This window comes from Enterococcus sp. GPZ-007 (assembly GCF_059374735.1).
Window position 1 is genome coordinate 20256 of the sequence record NZ_JCAFYN010000022.1, and the last position, 15479, is coordinate 35734.

A 15479-nucleotide genomic window follows, 5' to 3' on the forward strand; every position below is an offset into this window, starting at 1 on the left:
CTAGCAAAAAAGACCAGAAAAAATCTGGTCTTTTGAATAAAAAATTGTTAGCCAACAAAAAAGTAATTAATCACGGCTATAGCTGCAAATCCAAACGTGATTAATCCGCAAATAATAAGGTGGAGACGTTTGTTCATTAAGGCTACCGCAATAAATTCTCTTAGAAAAGCGTTTGGCAGGTAGTAACGAGCAGTCTTTGAACCGATGCCGTCGATTTTCAATCCGACATCTTCAGCATACATACCCGCTCTGAAAATATGGTAATTGTTCGAAGTAAAAATAGCGTGATAACCGCCTGGTTTTTCACGTTCCATGATCTCTTTGCTGAACTTCATATTTTCTAATGTATTAGTAGACTGGGTCTCCATAATGATATCTTCATCAGGAATCCCTTGCTCTAGGGCGTATTCTCGCATCGCTTGAGCTTCTGGGACTTTTTCATCAGGACCTTGCCCACCGGACATCAAAAGCTGCGGCGGCGATAAGGTCTCTTCACTTTGTTTACGGTAAAATTGAATCGCCCGATCAATCCGTTTTGCTAATAAGGGAGTGACCTTTTCACCACCAGTCAAGCCAGCACCCAAAACGATTACATAATCTTGATTATATTTTGGCTGATTGAATTGATAAAGCAAAGAAATCGATAAAAAATTCCAAAAGACGATAAAGAAATAAATCGCAATTGTTGTTGGTGCCGATAAAAGAATGACTGACCAATCCGGTAATAATCGAGGTCCAAAGGTCTGTAGCGTGATTAATGCGATAATAGCCAAGCCTAAGATCAGGGTTAATAAATTTGGCAGTCTGCGGGATTCATGCCGCAAAACGATAAAACTGTTACCTATCAAAAAAATAATGGCCGCATAGATACCGAACAGAACCGTTACCAGGAATAAGACAGCCAATAACCCAAGAATCCCTGCGCCAATCAAGGAGCCTTCAGTAGCTGTGACGAGCGCCACATATCCCATAAAACTGACCAGTGCTAGATTGAGCAGCCAGCCGTTGCGCAGCCGACATTTTTCTTTGAAATAGAAATAGCTGAATAATAAAAAGAAAAATAGCGGAATTAAAATATAGAACGTTTTATTTTGGATCTCTAAGATACAAAAATACAGGATCAAAAAAATTCCTGTCCATAGTGAAAATTTGCTAAATCGTTTTTGCTTGAAGCGAACCATTAAACCAATTAAAATGACAAAATAAATGGCTAAAGCAATAAAATCTCGTTGTAGGTCCATCTCATCACACCTTTCGTTTTTAGATAGTATTATTTTTTCGAGATCAAGCGGCCTTTCACTGAACCTAATTAACAGGGAGAAACTGGCAGCTCTCTGTTTCAACAGCTCGATATTTCTATGTCAGTATATCAAAGAAAAGGTCAAATGCGCAGTTAAGAACTATCAGTTGGTTTTCTTTCATAAGATTAGTAAACTGAAAGAAAGAATATCGTTTTTATTTTTGCGGTGCACAATACAAGGCGAAAGAAAAACGCTCTTTAATTCATTGACACGAACCTGGAGGGATTTGTATGGAAATCAAAGGAGTCGATCGGATTGATTTGCCGACAACTTATGTAATTGGTAAAGAAGGACGCGGATTAGCAGAAGAGGGTCCGTCATGGGTACCACTGTTGTGGGATCAAATGAATGCTCATTTTGAAGAAGTGATCGGTATTTTAGCTGGACAAGAGATGAAGGACCTGCAATTATGGGGATTGATGAGCGATGGGGAGCATTGGTTAGAACCGTGGCAAAAAGAAGGACGCTATTTGGCCGGAGTCCAAGTGTCAGCAGAAGCAGAGGTTCCTGAAGGCTGGGTTCGCTGGGAGTTGCCGCCAATGAGCTATCTGACTGTCAAAGCCAGTGCTGAAAAAATCGAAGACGCAACAAACCTAATGCTAGGTGAGATCTTTCCCTTAGAAAAACTGGAGCTTGCTGGTGCCATTCATGAGCATTACTTGCCGCATTTTGCAGAAGGAGAAGTCGAATTGTATTTTCCCTTCAAATCAAAATAAAAAAACTTTCGACTTTAGCATTCGTGCAAGGTCGAAAGTTTTTTTATTTATGCGAAAAAGCCAGTGATTTTTTGCCAGATCAATTCAAAGGTGCTAGCTTTTTCAACGTCTGTTTTCGTTACAAGATCGGCTGTCGCACCTTCATTTTTTTGAACATAGCCTAATGTATCTTGAGTTAGTGCAACACTAACAGTGCCGATTTTTTCATTTTTATGGACGGGAGCGATGATCGAATTATTGTCTAGTAAGGAATGATCCAATGTTGTTTTGATCGTCAGATTCTTCGGATCCATGTCGCTGCGTACCCAAAGTTTGACAGGTTTTTCCATGGCTAATCCAACTGTCTTTTGTTTGCCTTCTGTAACTTTCAACTCTTTCTTATCGGAAGGTGTTTGACCGGCTGTAGTCACGTCCTGCTGACTCCAATTGTTCAGGCAGTAATCCATTAATTTACCCGTTTCGGCAAATCGGGCATTTTCATCATTTGGTTGATCTAGGGCATTCAGGATCACCGTGATTACTCGGCGCCCATCTTTTTGGATTGTACCGACAAAACATGCCCCAGCTAAATCAGTGGTTCCCGTCTTCAATCCGTCAACGCCTTCTTTGTAATTAGGACCGTCGAACAACATGACGTTCCAATTCTTGATTTCGCCTGGTTGACTGGAATTAGGTGCGAAAGTTTTTTCTTTGATCTTCGAAACTTCTAAAATCTCAGGAAAATCTTTAATCAAATGCTGAGCCACGATCGCCACATCTCTTGCAGACATTAAGTTTTCATCGTTTTCTTGGGTGCCGGGGTAAATATGGTCACCTAGATAAACATTACTTAATCCCGAAGAGTTGATGATAGTAGCATCTGTGATTTCCCATTTATTGAGCTGTTCGCGCATTTGATTGACAAAAGTATGCTCATTGCCGGCAACAAGTTCAGCTAAAGCAACAGCGCACGCATTGGCGGATTGAACGATCATGGCTTCAAACAGATCCCTGACCGTATACTTCTGTCCACGAACTAGAGTCACATTTGATAATTCAGGGACTGTACTCAATTCTTCAGCGTACTCAGAGATGGGTACTTCTTGTTCCCAAGAGATCTTCTGCTGCTTGATTGCATCTAAAACGAGGTATGCCGTGATTGTTTTAGTTATAGATGCTACGCCTTTGGGAGTATCGCCGTCTTGATTAAAAAAAACTTTTCCGGAGTCGGCGTCAATGGCATAGCCTGCATTCGCATTGACTGAGAATTCATCTGCCGCATGGACGGGAATCGCTATGAGGCTTTGGAAAAAGAGTACCAGAACAACCAAAACAAGGGGGAAACTTTTCTTTTTATTCATTGATGGGCTCCTTTATTTCTATTAACCCTAAAAGTTTAGCAAAATCAAGGGGTGAATTCAAGAAAATACAAGAAAACCCCAGAGTTTTTCATTAGTTTTAAAAGACTCTGGGAAGAATGATAACGATTTTTATTTTATTTGCTTAAAAACTGCGTCCGCCGCCGCCAAAGGTTCCACCACCTGTGGAGTGTGTTGAACTTCCGCCGCCTCCGCCACCATTGTTGTTGGAAGGCTTTGGAATACGTCGAGTTGTAACGAAAGAATTGACTAACTGGTCTTGTCTTTCCGTTAAATCTAATTGAGCGTTCTGGCGATAAGGATAACGGTAGGTTCCAGTTTTTAATTGATAACGCAATCGTACAGAAACGAAGAAAGCAATAGCCGCCACTGCTGCAACGATCAAACCGATGATAAACTCGAACGGTCTAATGGACTTGTAACGCGTGATTTTGCCAGTTTTCTCATCAACTCGATAAGAACCACCTGGTACCCCAGCGTCAACAAAATCTTTGGTGTCATACAAATAATTGGCTCCAGCCTGGTAATAGTCACTGTCTTTCATAGCGGCAGCGACACTATCTAGGATTTTATCTACGCGTTTATCTGTCAGGTAATCAATCATATTCCCTGAAGTTGAAAGATAGATCTCTCGTTGATTCATATCCAGCAAGAGAAGAGCGCCATTATTATCTTTACCTACACGATCCATTAATTGCATATCCGCAAAATCTCTCGGTTCTTCTGTATTCGTATTAGTAGTCAAGATAAAGACTTCGCCTTTGATTTTTTCGTTTATGGCATCGGCTTGATTGGATAACTCGGTTCGTTCTTCTGGCGTAAGCAGGTTGGCTTGATCATCTACTGTATCGGAAGCTGCCAAAACCTTCATCGGACTAAAGAGTACCAAGAAACCGATGAATAATAGCATTTTTTTCATATGAGATACCCCACGATCATTGCGATTATCATGATTGCCGCGAAGATACCACCTGAGAATAAGCCTAAACGTTTATTGCTGATCGGCAGGATACCGCTGACCTTGCCGGTTTGACCGTTCATGGCATAGTAATAGGTTTTATCTGAAGCATCTTGATAAGTCACGAGCCAGACTGGCAGCAGCATATAGTGATTATCTTGCTTTTCAACATCGACTGACTGATTGCTGCGTGTGAAGGTTGTATAGCCCGAAACTGTATCTCGTAGCAGATCTTCCGTATATTCAGATAGTTCATGATCGATTTGCTCAGCCAGGTCCTTAATCTCGATATCTCGCTTTTCCGCTTGGAAGCCGGATAAGTACTCGGTGTGAAAGTCTACAGCTTGATCAATTGGAAAGGGCTGAACACCCTCTACCATTTTTTGCTGCAAATTTTTCTTCAAGGCGTTTTTCGTAAGATGTCTAATTTTTGCTTTTCCTTTACGATAAACTTGATAGACTTTCGTTTCAGTGTATTCTATCTCTCCGACGATCCAGACCCGTAACGAAGTACCTTTACCAGTCAAATTGCCGGCTGTCTCCGCATCAACTACCCAATAAGGAAAATAGACACCGGTCATTTTTTCGATTTGATCCTTGTTGAAAAAATCCTTTGGGATAAAGCGTTTCTTTTGTGTCCAGGCTAAAAAATCTGCGACCGCTTTTTCACGATCAATTTTGAATGGTAAAACTTTGTTCGGTAAAAACTCTCCCGTCAAACGTCCTGATAATACGACGGGATTATGACAAAAGTAGCAATAGGTTGCGGCGGTAGTGTGATCAGTGACGATTTGAGCGCCACAGCTGGGACAGAGAAAGAGATCGACATCACCCGTGCTTGTTTCCTCAGCATTGGCAGTTTCTGCTTGTCCGTCCGCGGTTGGAGCTGCTTCTTTGGCTTCAAATTTTTCGATGTCTTCCACTGTAAAAATGCTTAAGCAATAGTCACAGTGAAATTTTTGATCACTAGGATTGAAAGTCAAGGGACCGCCGCAGTTGGGACAATGATGCGTCAATACATCTGCCATTTGCAGGTCCTCCTAAGGTTAATAATAATTTAGTCTAACGGAATACCTTTGAAGGGTTTGCCGCAATGTGGGCAGAATTTTGGCACACCATTGCTCAAGTCAACCACTTCACCGCATTCACTGCACTTCATTTGGATTTTTGCTGCCGTTGCCGGAGCAGGTTTTGCTTCACCACAATTGCTGCAGAATTTTCCAGTATTCTCCTCGCCGCATTTTGGGCAGGTCCATTGATCACCAGCAGGCTTTTGCTGCGACTGTTGATTTTGTTGGATTTGCTGATTATTACTTTGCGAAGCTTGATTTAAAAAGTCTCCGCCAGCGTTCATTCCCATGCCCATTCCGAAGAATCCAGTAGCGGCACCGGCGTCATTTTTCCCAGCAGCTTCCATCCCACGAGCGACGGAACCTTGCACATAACCTTCACGGACACTTGGATCGCCTAGCATTGCGCCTTCATTTCGCATATTGATCAATTTTGTCGAGTCATCCGTGTAGGAGATGCTGGCAACAGCCACCGATACGATCTCCATGCCGCGAAGCTCTTTCCAGCTTTCATCGAGTGCGTTAGATAAATATTTACTTAGCTCTAAACTTTTTGATGGCACATAAGAGATACGTTGACCATCAGCAGACATTTGATTAATTGACGCTTGTAAACCAGTCAGGAATTCCTGCAAGTATTGCTCATTAATATCGCTGATGTCGACTTGGTTCATATTTCGCGGGATCGCGTTAGCGAAAAATAAAATCGGGTCTGTTACTTTGATTGAGTACGTTCCGTGTGCCCGTAAGAATAGTTCCGCATTGTAAAAATTGTCAAAATAGTTTAACGGTGTACTGGTACCAAACTTGATTCCTTTGATTTCCTGTAAATTAATGTAAAATACTTGTTGTTTTTGTGGTGTTACGCCGCCAAATTTGAAACGACTGAAGGTTTCTGCAACGGCATCTTTTAATGAACCATTGAACATAGACGGAGCAGAATTATTTTCCACTGTATAGTAGCCTTCTTCAGCCGTGTAATCGATGATTTTGCCGCCATCTACTAAGAGCATCATCATATTTGGATAAACATGAATCACAGAGCCATCTGTAATCACATCACTGGTCCCTTTTTTGTTGCTGCCGCGTTTGTCATCTTTTCGAACGGCAATGCCTTTTGTCATAACTGTTGTTTGTCCCATGTTGGCTGGTTCGATAATCTCAAGCCATTGATCGGCCAGACCTCCGCCTATACTGCTAGTTGCTGCTTTAAATAGTCCCATGAATATCCCTCCATAAAAACGTTTTTTCTATTATACCACAGGGGTTTTTCGAAATAGAAAGGATGAACTTCCACAGATTAAAAGACACTAAACAATTGCTTCTGACAATCGGTTTCTATAGTTTTTTTACACGAAATCACGTATAATAGAAAGCAGTGATTTTAAAGGAAAAGAGGAGAATTATGGCGTATCAAGCACTTTACCGCGTTTGGCGGTCGCAGCGGTTCGATGATTTAGTCGGACAAGAAGCAATCACAAAAACGCTGAAAAATGCGATCCAACAACAGAAAACTTCCCACGCCTATCTATTTACCGGCCCCCGCGGAACAGGGAAGACCAGTGCGGCGAAAATTTTTGCCAAGGCCATCAATTGTCCGAATAGTGTTGATGGGGAACCATGTAACGAGTGTGAGATGTGTCGTTCGATCACTGAGGGACGACAAGAAGATGTGATCGAAATCGATGCGGCCAGTAACAATGGGGTAGAGGAGATTCGCTTTATCCGTGACCGTGCGAATTACGCACCAACTACGGCAAAGTATAAAGTATATATCATTGATGAAGTTCATATGCTTTCTACTGGGGCCTTTAACGCATTGTTAAAAACATTAGAAGAACCTAAAGAACATGTGATTTTCGTTTTAGCGACGACAGAGCCTCATAAGATTCCGGCAACGATCATTTCACGAACACAACGATTTGATTTTAAACGGATCGATGTCCAAGCAATCATTGGACGAATGGCGTATATTCTTGAGCAAAGCAATCAACCTTACGAAGAACAAGCGTTGTCTGTGATCGCACGAGCAGCTGAAGGTGGGATGCGTGACGCACTAAGTATTTTAGACCAAGCGATTTCTTTCAGTAATGAAAAAATTACGTTAGAAGATGCGCTGGCTGTGACTGGCAGCTTAACTACTGAGATGATGGACAGCTTTATCGGGTCTTGTCTGCAGCAAGATGTCAGTGGCGCTTTAGAAGTTTTGGAGAGTATTTTAGCGGAGGGGAAAGAAGCACGCCGCTTAACAGAAGATCTGCTACTTTACTGTCGTGATCTATTGATTTATCAACAGGCACCAAAGCTGTTGGAAAATCGTGCTGCGTATTTAACAGATCCCTTCAAACAATTAGCAGAGTCGACTGCTTCTGAACGATTGTATAGCATGATCAAAATATTAAGCGAGACACAAAACGAGATTCGCTTTACCAATCATGCGAATGTCTATTTAGAAGTAGCAACAGTGAAGTTGGCAACACCAACAACAGCGATCGATTCAGCGCCAGTGACTCAGCCGGTAAATTCAACAGCACCAGCAACGGGACAATCAGTCGATCAATCAGAATTAACAGCTCTGAAAACGCAGCTTCAGCAGCTGCAGAATGAAATGCAGCAGTTAAAAGCCAACCCAACAGTAGAAAAAGAAGAACGCAAAGCAGCACCGAAGAAGACTGCCAGCAGTTATCGTGTGCCGACCGAACGTGTCTATCAAGTATTGAGTGAAGCGACGAAAGATCACTTAGTCAATGTGAAGAATGTTTGGGAAGATTTACTGATGGCATTACCTGTTACTCAGCGGGCGATGTTGAAAGCCAGCGAACCGATGGCGGCAGGACCGGGGTTACTGCTGATTGCTTTTGATTATGAGATTGTGTGCCAACGGGCAGATGGCAACGATGAGTTACGCTTGAATATGCAGAACAGTTTAAGTATGATGATCAAGGATTATACACCCGACTTTGTCTTCATCACTCGTGAAAGCTGGCCGCGTTTGCGCCAAGCTTTTGTCAGTCAACATCATGACCGTCCAGTAGCGGCTGAAGAAAATGACACGGCTGATGAGATTAGTCTGATACCAGAAGAAACCAATGAAGTTGTTGAACAGGCTAAAAGTCTGTTTGGCGATCTTGTGACAATTAAAGATGATTAATAAAGGATGCCAGTTTTTCTTCTTGCTTTAGCAAGTTAGTAAAATGATAGATGGCATGAAAATCAAACTAATTTTTTGGAAAAAATAATTTATTAATATGAATAAGGAGCGAGCAGATAAAATGATGCGCGGAATGGGAAACATGCAAGGCATGATGAAACAAATGCAAAAGATGCAAAAAGAAATGGTGAGGGCTCAAGATGAATTAAACGCAAAAGAATTCACTGGCAGCTCAACCAATGATTTAGTAACAGTAACATTTACTGGTGACAAAAATATGAAAGCAATGACGATTAATCCAGAGTTGATCGACCCTGAAGATCCAGAAATGCTGCAAGACATGATCGTCTTGGCAGTTAATGATGCAATCACGAAGATCACGAAGGAAACAGATCAAACAATGGGCAAATATACAAAGGGACTTCCTGGAATGTAAGCGACTTTGTTCAGAGAGGAAGGACACCATGCAATATCCAGAACCAATTGCGAAGTTGATTGAAAGTTATATGAAGCTGCCGGGGATCGGTCAAAAAACCGCTACTCGCCTAGCTTTTTTTACGATCGATATGAAAGACGAGTCAGTCAATGAATTTGCACGCTCATTGATCAGTGTCAAAAGAGATTTGCGTTTTTGCAGTGTTTGTGGGAATATCACGGAGGAAGATCCTTGTGAGATTTGTTCTGATACGACTCGTGACCGCAGCACGATTCTTGTGGTGGAAGAACCTAAAGATGTAATGTCGATGGAAAAGGTTCGTGAATATCACGGTCTTTATCATGTTCTTCATGGAGTATTATCACCAATGGAGGGGACAGGGCCAGAGGATATCAATATCGCGCCTTTGATCAAACGTCTCCATGATGATGAGATCAAGGAAGTCATTATTGCAACTAACGCCACCACTGAAGGCGAAGCGACTGCGATGTATTTATCGCGTCTCATTAAGCCGGCTGGAATCAAAGTTACTCGACTAGCACATGGTTTGTCAGTCGGGAGTGACATTGAATACGCTGATGAGATTACTTTGCTAAAAGCTGTGGAAGGACGTCGTGAATTATAAGCATGCACGGCGTTTTAAAAAGATACAGATAGATCATAATTAATTTTGGGGGACAAGAACGTGAACGGATTATTTATTACGATTGAAGGGCCTGATGGGGCTGGAAAAACCAGTGTCCTGAATGAACTCTATCCTAGACTACAATTAACGGCGAAAAGATCCATCGTCAAGACAAGAGAACCCGGAGGCATCCCGATCGCAGAAAAAATTCGTCACGTCATCCTTGACCCTAGCAATGACCGAATGGATGATCGAACTGAGGCGATGCTCTATGCGGCAGCGCGTCGGCAGCATCTGGTGGAAAAGGTCTGGCCAGCACTTGATGAAGATAAAATCGTTTTGTGCGACCGCTTTGTTGACAGCTCGTTAGCCTATCAAGGAGCTGGACGAGGCATCGGCATAGAAGAGGTTGCCAAGATCAATGAGTTTGCGATCGAAGGCACAACACCAGATGTTACATTGTATCTGGATGTAGATTCCGACACCGGCTTACAACGAATCATGAAGAATCGAACCAATCAAATTGACCGTTTGGACTCAGAAGGGTTACAATTTCATCAGAGGGTCCGACACGCTTATCTAAAATTAGCAGAAGAAAATCCAGATCGGATCGTAAAAATCGACGCTCGGAAGCGTTTAGACGAAGTCGTGAGAGATTGTTTTTACGAGTTGTTGACACGTTATCCAGACTATTTTCAATCATGAGAGGTGTAAACTATGAAACTTATTTTAGCGATCGTCCAAGACAAAGACTCAAATCGTTTAGCCAATGAATTTATCGATGCCAATATTCGGGCCACTAAGCTATCTTCCACTGGCGGCTTTCTAAAAGCTGGCAACAGTACTTTTATCATTGGTATTGAAGATGAACGAGTGGAAGATGCGTTGGCTTTGATCAAAGAGACCTGCCAAGCACGTACGCAATATGTCACAACGCCAGTTACTTTAGACATTTCGTTAGACGGTCAAGTCCCTTATCCTGTTGAAGTTGAAGTCGGCGGAGCGACAGTCTTTGTGTTGCCAGTCGAAGGCTTCCATCAGTATTAATATGGAAGAAGCGAAAAAACTCCAGACAATTCAACCAATCGTTTTTCGCCAATTACAAAACAGTTTTGAGCATGGGCGTTTGGCCCATGCTTATCTTTTTGAAGGCGACCAGGGAACCGGCAAAGCAGAGTTAGCTCTGTGGTTTACGAAGCATCTCTTCTGTTTTAATCTACAGGATGCCATGCCTTGCGAAAAATGTAATAATTGTCTGCGGATAACCAGCAAAGATCATCCCGATGTCGTTGAGATTGAGCCAGATGGTCAATCCATCAAAGTCGACCAAATCCGAGCCCTGCAAAGTGAATTGACTAAGAGCGGCTTTGAGTCTGCAAAAAAAGTCGTGATCATTCATCAAGCGGAGAAAATGAATACAAATTCGGCAAATAGTTTGCTGAAGTTTTTAGAAGAACCGCCAGCCAACTTTATGATTATTTTGGAAACTCAATCATTAGGAAAAATTTTACCGACAATCCGCTCTCGTTGTCAGATCATTCACTTCCAAGCGTTGTCCACAGAACGCTTGCAGTCTCGTTTAGAAGCGGAACAAATCCCTGCAAAAACTGCGAAACTCTTAGCGAATTTAACAAATAGTTATACAAAAGCTGTTGAAATCTCAAAAGATGAATGGTTTAATGAAGCTAGAGATGTTGTTATTCAATGGTTTAATTATCTCGAAAAAAATGATCCGCAAGCGTTTATCTATGTTCAGAAAAAATTGGTCAAGACATTTAAAGACAAAACGCAGCAGCAATTTGCCTTCGAAATGTTGGCATATTTTGTCAAAGAGAAACGTGATCAAGTGATGAAGCAAAACCAAGCAGACCTAAACACGTACAATTACCTGCTGGAGGAAGTTTTATCCGCTAGTCAGAAACTAGAAGCAAACGTATCATTTCAAAATATCGCAGAACAAATAACGTTGCGCATCGTATTTGCTTAACGTTATTTAAGAGAGTAGGGAAAACCATGGTTGAAGTTGTGGGTGTTCGTTTTCGCGAAGCAGGACATATCTATTATTATGCCCCGGGCAAAAACGAATATTTTTATAATGATAAAGTCTTGGTCGAGTCGCAGCAGGCGCACCAGATTGCGACAGTGGCAATTCCAAAAATAGAGATTGATAAAAAGGATTTGTCCGATGACTTAAAAACGATTTTACATAAAGCGTCAGACAAAGAATTAAAAAAAGTAGCTCAAAACGAGGCCGATGCAGAAGCGGCTTTCAAGACGGCTAAAGAAAAGATTCGTGCACATGAGTTAGAGATGAAGCTGATCCAAGTTGAATATACCTATGATCGCAGTAAGATGATCTTTTATTTCACAGCGGATGGACGAATTGATTTTCGTGAACTGGTCAAGGATTTAGCTGGCGTTTTCCGGACGCGCATCGAGCTACGGCAAATCGGAGTGCGTGATGAAGCCAAGATCCTTGGTGGAATCGGCCCCTGTGGTCGACCGTTATGTTGTTCGACATTTTTAGGTGATTTTATCCCGGTTTCGATTAAGATGGCTAAGGATCAAGGATTGTCGTTGAACCCAACAAAGATTTCTGGTCTGTGCGGTCGATTGATGTGCTGTTTGAAATACGAAAACGGCGAGTATGAAGCAGCAAAGAAAGAAATGCCTGATTATGGGAAAGAGATCAATACGCCAGAGGGACGTGGGAAAGTGATCGGCTTGAATCTGCTAAGCAAAGTGGTGAAGGTCCGCTTATTCGGTCGCGATGCAACGATTGATTTTGATTACCAAGAATTAGTTGAAGCAGGTGACTTGTCATGATGGATCGACGCTCATTATACGACGGCTTGAATCAACTAGAGCTAGACATGCAGAAGAATCTTGAGGACTTAGTTTCCATGAAAGAAAATTTGTTAGAGCTTATAGAAAAAAATGCCACATTAGAGATGGAAAATGAACGCTTACGGGAGCGGATTCGTGAGATTGATGAGAAGAAATCGCCGGTCTTGGATGAACGCCAAGAACTATCGGAATCCCGCTTGAATCTAGAGAAAATCTATGAGGACGGCTTTCATGTCTGCAACCTGCTTTATGGATCAAGACGTGAAGCGGATGAGCCCTGTGCATTTTGTCTAGATGTTATTTATCGTGAAAGCAAGCAGAAATAATCAGAAGAATATGAAGTCTGAGTAAATGAGGCCTGTGACAATAATTCTGTCGCAAGCCTTTTTAAATGGAAGGAAGAGCGAGCATGAAGATCCAAAAAAGTTTCGCGCAGGAAGTGGGAACACTTTATCTAGTCCCAACACCAATCGGTAATTTAGAGGACATGACTTTTCGCGGGGTCAAGACATTGCAGACGGTCGATTTAATCGCTAGTGAGGATACGCGCAATACTCAAAAGTTGTTGAACCACTTCGAAGTGAAAGTACCGCAAAAAAGTTTGCATGAACACAACTATAACGAACGTATTCCAGAATTGTTGGATTTTCTAAAGAACGGCCGATCCATTGCCCAGGTCAGTGACGCTGGGATGCCATCGATCAGCGATCCGGGTCATGAATTAGTTGTTGCTTGTATAGAAGAAGATATTCCTGTCGTCGCTTTGCCTGGAGCAACTGCCGGCATGACCGCGTTGATTGCTTCTGGATTAATGCCGCAGCCATTTCATTTTTACGGCTTCCTGCAACGAAAGAAGAGTACGCAAAAAAAAGAATTAGCTGATTTAAAAAATCAGACGGCGACCTTGATCTTCTATGAGTCTCCTCATCGGGTTAAAGAGACGTTGAAAAATATCTCTGAAGTTTTAGGTGACCGAAACGTTGTGATCTGTCGTGAGTTGACCAAACTTTATGAGGAATATCTGCGAGGAACAGCGGCAGAGTTGATCGAGTATTTGTCGGAGCACTCTTTAAAAGGGGAATGCTGTCTGCTGGTTTCCGGTACGACGGAGCCAGCAGAGGAGGAAATATTTGAAGGAACGCTGAAAGAGCAGGTGGATGCATTAGTGGAAGAGGGACAACCTGCTAAAGAGGCGATTAAAACAGTTGCCAAACGACATGGATTGAAGAAGCAGGATGTTTATAAAGAATATCATGAATTGTAAGAGTAGGAATTTGTTCCTACTCTTTTTATGTGAAGTTTTCTGACATAAAAAGTCATAAAATTAGAATAAAATGAAAAAAATGAGTAAAAACACTTTTTTTATTTGAGTTTGATGTTAGAATACTTAACATAAAGAGAAATGGAGTGGTTTGATGGCAGCAAATATTGCATTTATTTTGATTTGTTCAGGTTTGGTTTTTCTCATGACCCCCGCATTGGCGTTTTTCTATGGCGGATTGGAACGGAGAAAAAATATTCTGAACACAATGATGATGGTAATCTGTGTGATGGGGTTAGCTTCCCTGATTTGGGTAGTGATTGGGTATTCACTATCATTCAGCGGCGGCGGAGATTTTATCGGAAACTTAGATAAAGCATTTTTCAACGGCGTTTCCATGACGAAGGGTGATGGAATCCCAGAAGGACTATTTGCCTTCTTCCAAATGATGTTTGCTTTGATTACAACGGCAATTTTAACAGGATCAGTTGCCGGACGAATGAGATTCTCAGCGATTTTCCTATTTATCGCGATTTGGTTGATCGTAGTCTATGCGCCAATGGCTCATATGGTTTGGGGCGGCGGTTTCCTTGATAAGATTGGTTCAATCGATTTTGCCGGCGGAAATGTCGTGCATATCAGCTCTGGAATTTCAGGTTTAGTCTTGGCAATCGTATTAGGTCGCCGTCGTGAGTATCATCTTGGCGATTATCGGCCACATAATGTTCCCTTCGTAGTATTAGGAACAGGTCTTTTATGGTTTGGCTGGTTTGGTTTCAATGGTGGTTCTGCTTTGGCAGCAGATGGATTGGCAATTCATGCGATGATCACTACGAACACAGCTGCAGCTTGTGCTATGTTATCTTGGATGCTGATTGAGAAAATTTTAAATGGCAAGCCAACTGTTGTGGGTGCTTGTACTGGTGCCGTCGTAGGTTTGGTGGCAATTACTCCTGGAGCAGGCTTTGTATCGATTTGGTCAAGTCTTCTGATTGGTGCGCTAGTAAGTCCTTTCTGCTACTTCTTTATTTCAGTTATTAAACAAAAGCTTGGATTTGATGATGCGTTAGATGCCTTTGGTTGTCATGGAGTCGGCGGGATTTTCGGCGGAATCGTAACAGGAATTTTCGCGGATCCTTCAATTGGAGGAAGAACTGGTCTGATTTATGGTGAAACACACTTATTTATCGCACAAATAGAAAGTGTACTATTCACATTGGTATTTGCTGGTGTAGCTAGTTACTTAATTATTTCATTTATCAGAGTCTTCATGCCAATTCGAGTATCACAACAGGAAGAAGCATTAGGACTTGATCAGATTGAGCATGATGAAAATGCATATCCAACATTTATGGGAATGGATTCATAAGAATATCAGTATGAGGAGGACGCGATGAAAAAAGTTGAAGCGATCATTAGACAGGAAAAATTAGAGGCAATTAAGGAAGCAATCGACAAAGAGATTGAAGTTAATGGAATGACCGTCAGCCAAGTACTTGGTTGTGGTTTACAAAAAGGTCAGAAGACCCATGTTAGAGGGCAAGAGATTATCACAACTCTGCTGCCGAAAGTATCAGTCAGTTTTATTTTAGCTGATGAAGATGTGGAGCGAGTGATTGATTTGATTTTAGAAACTTGTCAGTCGGAGGAATGTGGAACAGGAAAAATATTTGTTTATCCGATTGAAGAAGCAATTCGTATTCGTACCCGTGAATTTGGTAAAGCGGCGATTCAATAAAAGAATCCTGCCTGAGAA

17 protein-coding genes are annotated in these 15479 nt (G+C 41.9%); 12 read left to right on the plus strand and 5 right to left on the minus strand.

The genetic code is table 11. From position 1 onward, the window contains the following. Window positions 1–47: 47 nt before the first annotated feature. Window positions 48–1241, minus strand: a complete 1194-nt coding sequence (locus AC4J95_RS12265) for a YdcF family protein (protein WP_494550136.1) — start codon at window positions 1239–1241, stop codon at window positions 48–50. A 290-nt stretch (window positions 1242–1531) separates the two neighbouring features. Between AC4J95_RS12265 and AC4J95_RS12270 the strand changes: the two genes are divergently transcribed. After that, window positions 1532–2017, plus strand: a complete 486-nt coding sequence (locus AC4J95_RS12270) for a GyrI-like domain-containing protein (protein WP_494550137.1) — start codon at window positions 1532–1534, stop codon at window positions 2015–2017. A gap of 47 nt (window positions 2018–2064) precedes the next feature. On the opposite strand, the gene AC4J95_RS12275 is transcribed toward AC4J95_RS12270, so the two are convergent. The 4 genes from AC4J95_RS12275 to AC4J95_RS12290 form a co-directional block, all read right to left on the minus strand. Continuing rightward, window positions 2065–3357 (minus strand): serine hydrolase, encoded by a 1293-nt coding sequence (locus AC4J95_RS12275; protein WP_494550138.1) that lies wholly within the window; start codon window positions 3355–3357, stop codon window positions 2065–2067. A gap of 142 nt (window positions 3358–3499) precedes the next feature. Further along, on the minus strand, window positions 3500–4294 hold the full coding sequence (locus tag AC4J95_RS12280; protein ID WP_494550139.1) for a TPM domain-containing protein: 795 nt from the start codon (window positions 4292–4294) through the stop codon (window positions 3500–3502). Further along, a complete protein-coding gene (locus AC4J95_RS12285; RefSeq protein ID WP_494550140.1) occupies window positions 4291–5361 on the minus strand; it encodes a TFIIB-type zinc ribbon-containing protein in 1071 nt (356 codons plus the stop codon). The genes AC4J95_RS12280 and AC4J95_RS12285 overlap by 4 nt, the downstream gene beginning before the upstream one ends. A 29-nt stretch (window positions 5362–5390) precedes the next feature. Beyond that, window positions 5391–6626, minus strand: a complete 1236-nt coding sequence (locus AC4J95_RS12290) for an SPFH domain-containing protein (protein ID WP_494550141.1) — start codon at window positions 6624–6626, stop codon at window positions 5391–5393. A gap of 182 nt (window positions 6627–6808) precedes the next feature. Between AC4J95_RS12290 and dnaX the strand changes: the two genes are divergently transcribed. The 11 genes from dnaX to AC4J95_RS12345 all read left to right on the plus strand — a co-directional run bounded on the left by dnaX (window position 6809) and on the right by AC4J95_RS12345 (window position 15461). Next, complete coding sequence (gene dnaX, locus AC4J95_RS12295) at window positions 6809–8554, plus strand: DNA polymerase III subunit gamma/tau (protein WP_494550142.1); 1746 nt, start codon at window positions 6809–6811, stop codon at window positions 8552–8554. 121 nt (window positions 8555–8675) lie between these two features. Next, on the plus strand, window positions 8676–8990 hold the full coding sequence (locus AC4J95_RS12300) for a YbaB/EbfC family nucleoid-associated protein (protein ID WP_494550143.1): 315 nt from the start codon (window positions 8676–8678) through the stop codon (window positions 8988–8990). Window positions 8991–9018: 28 nt separating this feature from the next. Beyond that, complete coding sequence (recR, locus tag AC4J95_RS12305; protein WP_207106848.1) at window positions 9019–9615, plus strand: recombination mediator RecR; 597 nt, start codon at window positions 9019–9021, stop codon at window positions 9613–9615. A gap of 60 nt (window positions 9616–9675) precedes the next feature. After that, a complete protein-coding gene (tmk, locus tag AC4J95_RS12310; RefSeq protein ID WP_494550144.1) occupies window positions 9676–10320 on the plus strand; it encodes a dTMP kinase in 645 nt (214 codons plus the stop codon). A gap of 12 nt (window positions 10321–10332) precedes the next feature. Beyond that, complete coding sequence (gene darA / locus AC4J95_RS12315) at window positions 10333–10662, plus strand: cyclic di-AMP receptor DarA (RefSeq protein ID WP_010740793.1); 330 nt, start codon at window positions 10333–10335, stop codon at window positions 10660–10662. Window position 10663: 1 nt separating this feature from the next. Then, window positions 10664–11602 (plus strand): DNA polymerase III subunit delta', encoded by a 939-nt coding sequence (gene holB, locus AC4J95_RS12320; protein WP_494550145.1) that lies wholly within the window; start codon window positions 10664–10666, stop codon window positions 11600–11602. 26 nt (window positions 11603–11628) lie between these two features. Continuing rightward, the gene (locus tag AC4J95_RS12325) at window positions 11629–12441 is read left to right on the plus strand and encodes a PSP1 domain-containing protein (RefSeq protein WP_316401065.1); all 813 of its coding nucleotides are present in this window, start codon (window positions 11629–11631) and stop codon (window positions 12439–12441) included. Continuing rightward, window positions 12441–12788 carry a DNA replication initiation control protein YabA gene (locus tag AC4J95_RS12330; RefSeq protein WP_316401295.1) on the plus strand — a complete coding sequence of 116 codons (348 nt, stop codon included), beginning with the start codon at window positions 12441–12443 and terminating at the stop codon, window positions 12786–12788. The genes AC4J95_RS12325 and AC4J95_RS12330 overlap by 1 nt, the downstream gene beginning before the upstream one ends. A gap of 83 nt (window positions 12789–12871) precedes the next feature. Then, a complete protein-coding gene (rsmI, locus tag AC4J95_RS12335; RefSeq protein ID WP_494550146.1) occupies window positions 12872–13726 on the plus strand; it encodes a 16S rRNA (cytidine(1402)-2'-O)-methyltransferase in 855 nt (284 codons plus the stop codon). A 151-nt stretch (window positions 13727–13877) separates the two neighbouring features. Then, window positions 13878–15092 (plus strand): ammonium transporter, encoded by a 1215-nt coding sequence (locus tag AC4J95_RS12340; protein ID WP_494550147.1) that lies wholly within the window; start codon window positions 13878–13880, stop codon window positions 15090–15092. Between the two features lie 24 nt (window positions 15093–15116). Beyond that, a complete protein-coding gene (locus AC4J95_RS12345) occupies window positions 15117–15461 on the plus strand; it encodes a P-II family nitrogen regulator (protein WP_316401062.1) in 345 nt (114 codons plus the stop codon). Window positions 15462–15479 lie beyond the last annotated feature (18 nt).

What these genes read in the sequence shown, in the direction of transcription:
- AC4J95_RS12265 (WP_494550136.1), bottom strand. Translation starts at nt 1,241, where the DNA reads ATGGACCTACAACGAGATTTTATTGCTTTAGCCATTTATTTTGTCATT.
- AC4J95_RS12270 (WP_494550137.1), top strand. Translation starts at nt 1,532, where the DNA reads ATGGAAATCAAAGGAGTCGATCGGATTGATTTGCCGACAACTTATGTA.
- AC4J95_RS12275 (WP_494550138.1), bottom strand. Translation starts at nt 3,357, where the DNA reads ATGAATAAAAAGAAAAGTTTCCCCCTTGTTTTGGTTGTTCTGGTACTC.
- AC4J95_RS12280 (WP_494550139.1), bottom strand. Translation starts at nt 4,294, where the DNA reads ATGAAAAAAATGCTATTATTCATCGGTTTCTTGGTACTCTTTAGTCCG.
- AC4J95_RS12285 (WP_494550140.1), bottom strand. Translation starts at nt 5,361, where the DNA reads ATGGCAGATGTATTGACGCATCATTGTCCCAACTGCGGCGGTCCCTTG.
- AC4J95_RS12290 (WP_494550141.1), bottom strand. Translation starts at nt 6,626, where the DNA reads ATGGGACTATTTAAAGCAGCAACTAGCAGTATAGGCGGAGGTCTGGCC.
- dnaX (WP_494550142.1), top strand. Translation starts at nt 6,809, where the DNA reads ATGGCGTATCAAGCACTTTACCGCGTTTGGCGGTCGCAGCGGTTCGAT.
- AC4J95_RS12300 (WP_494550143.1), top strand. Translation starts at nt 8,676, where the DNA reads ATGATGCGCGGAATGGGAAACATGCAAGGCATGATGAAACAAATGCAA.
- recR (WP_207106848.1), top strand. Translation starts at nt 9,019, where the DNA reads ATGCAATATCCAGAACCAATTGCGAAGTTGATTGAAAGTTATATGAAG.
- darA (WP_010740793.1), top strand. Translation starts at nt 10,333, where the DNA reads ATGAAACTTATTTTAGCGATCGTCCAAGACAAAGACTCAAATCGTTTA.
- holB (WP_494550145.1), top strand. Translation starts at nt 10,664, where the DNA reads ATGGAAGAAGCGAAAAAACTCCAGACAATTCAACCAATCGTTTTTCGC.
- AC4J95_RS12325 (WP_316401065.1), top strand. Translation starts at nt 11,629, where the DNA reads ATGGTTGAAGTTGTGGGTGTTCGTTTTCGCGAAGCAGGACATATCTAT.
- AC4J95_RS12330 (WP_316401295.1), top strand. Translation starts at nt 12,441, where the DNA reads ATGGATCGACGCTCATTATACGACGGCTTGAATCAACTAGAGCTAGAC.
- rsmI (WP_494550146.1), top strand. Translation starts at nt 12,872, where the DNA reads ATGAAGATCCAAAAAAGTTTCGCGCAGGAAGTGGGAACACTTTATCTA.
- AC4J95_RS12340 (WP_494550147.1), top strand. Translation starts at nt 13,878, where the DNA reads ATGGCAGCAAATATTGCATTTATTTTGATTTGTTCAGGTTTGGTTTTT.
- AC4J95_RS12345 (WP_316401062.1), top strand. Translation starts at nt 15,117, where the DNA reads ATGAAAAAAGTTGAAGCGATCATTAGACAGGAAAAATTAGAGGCAATT.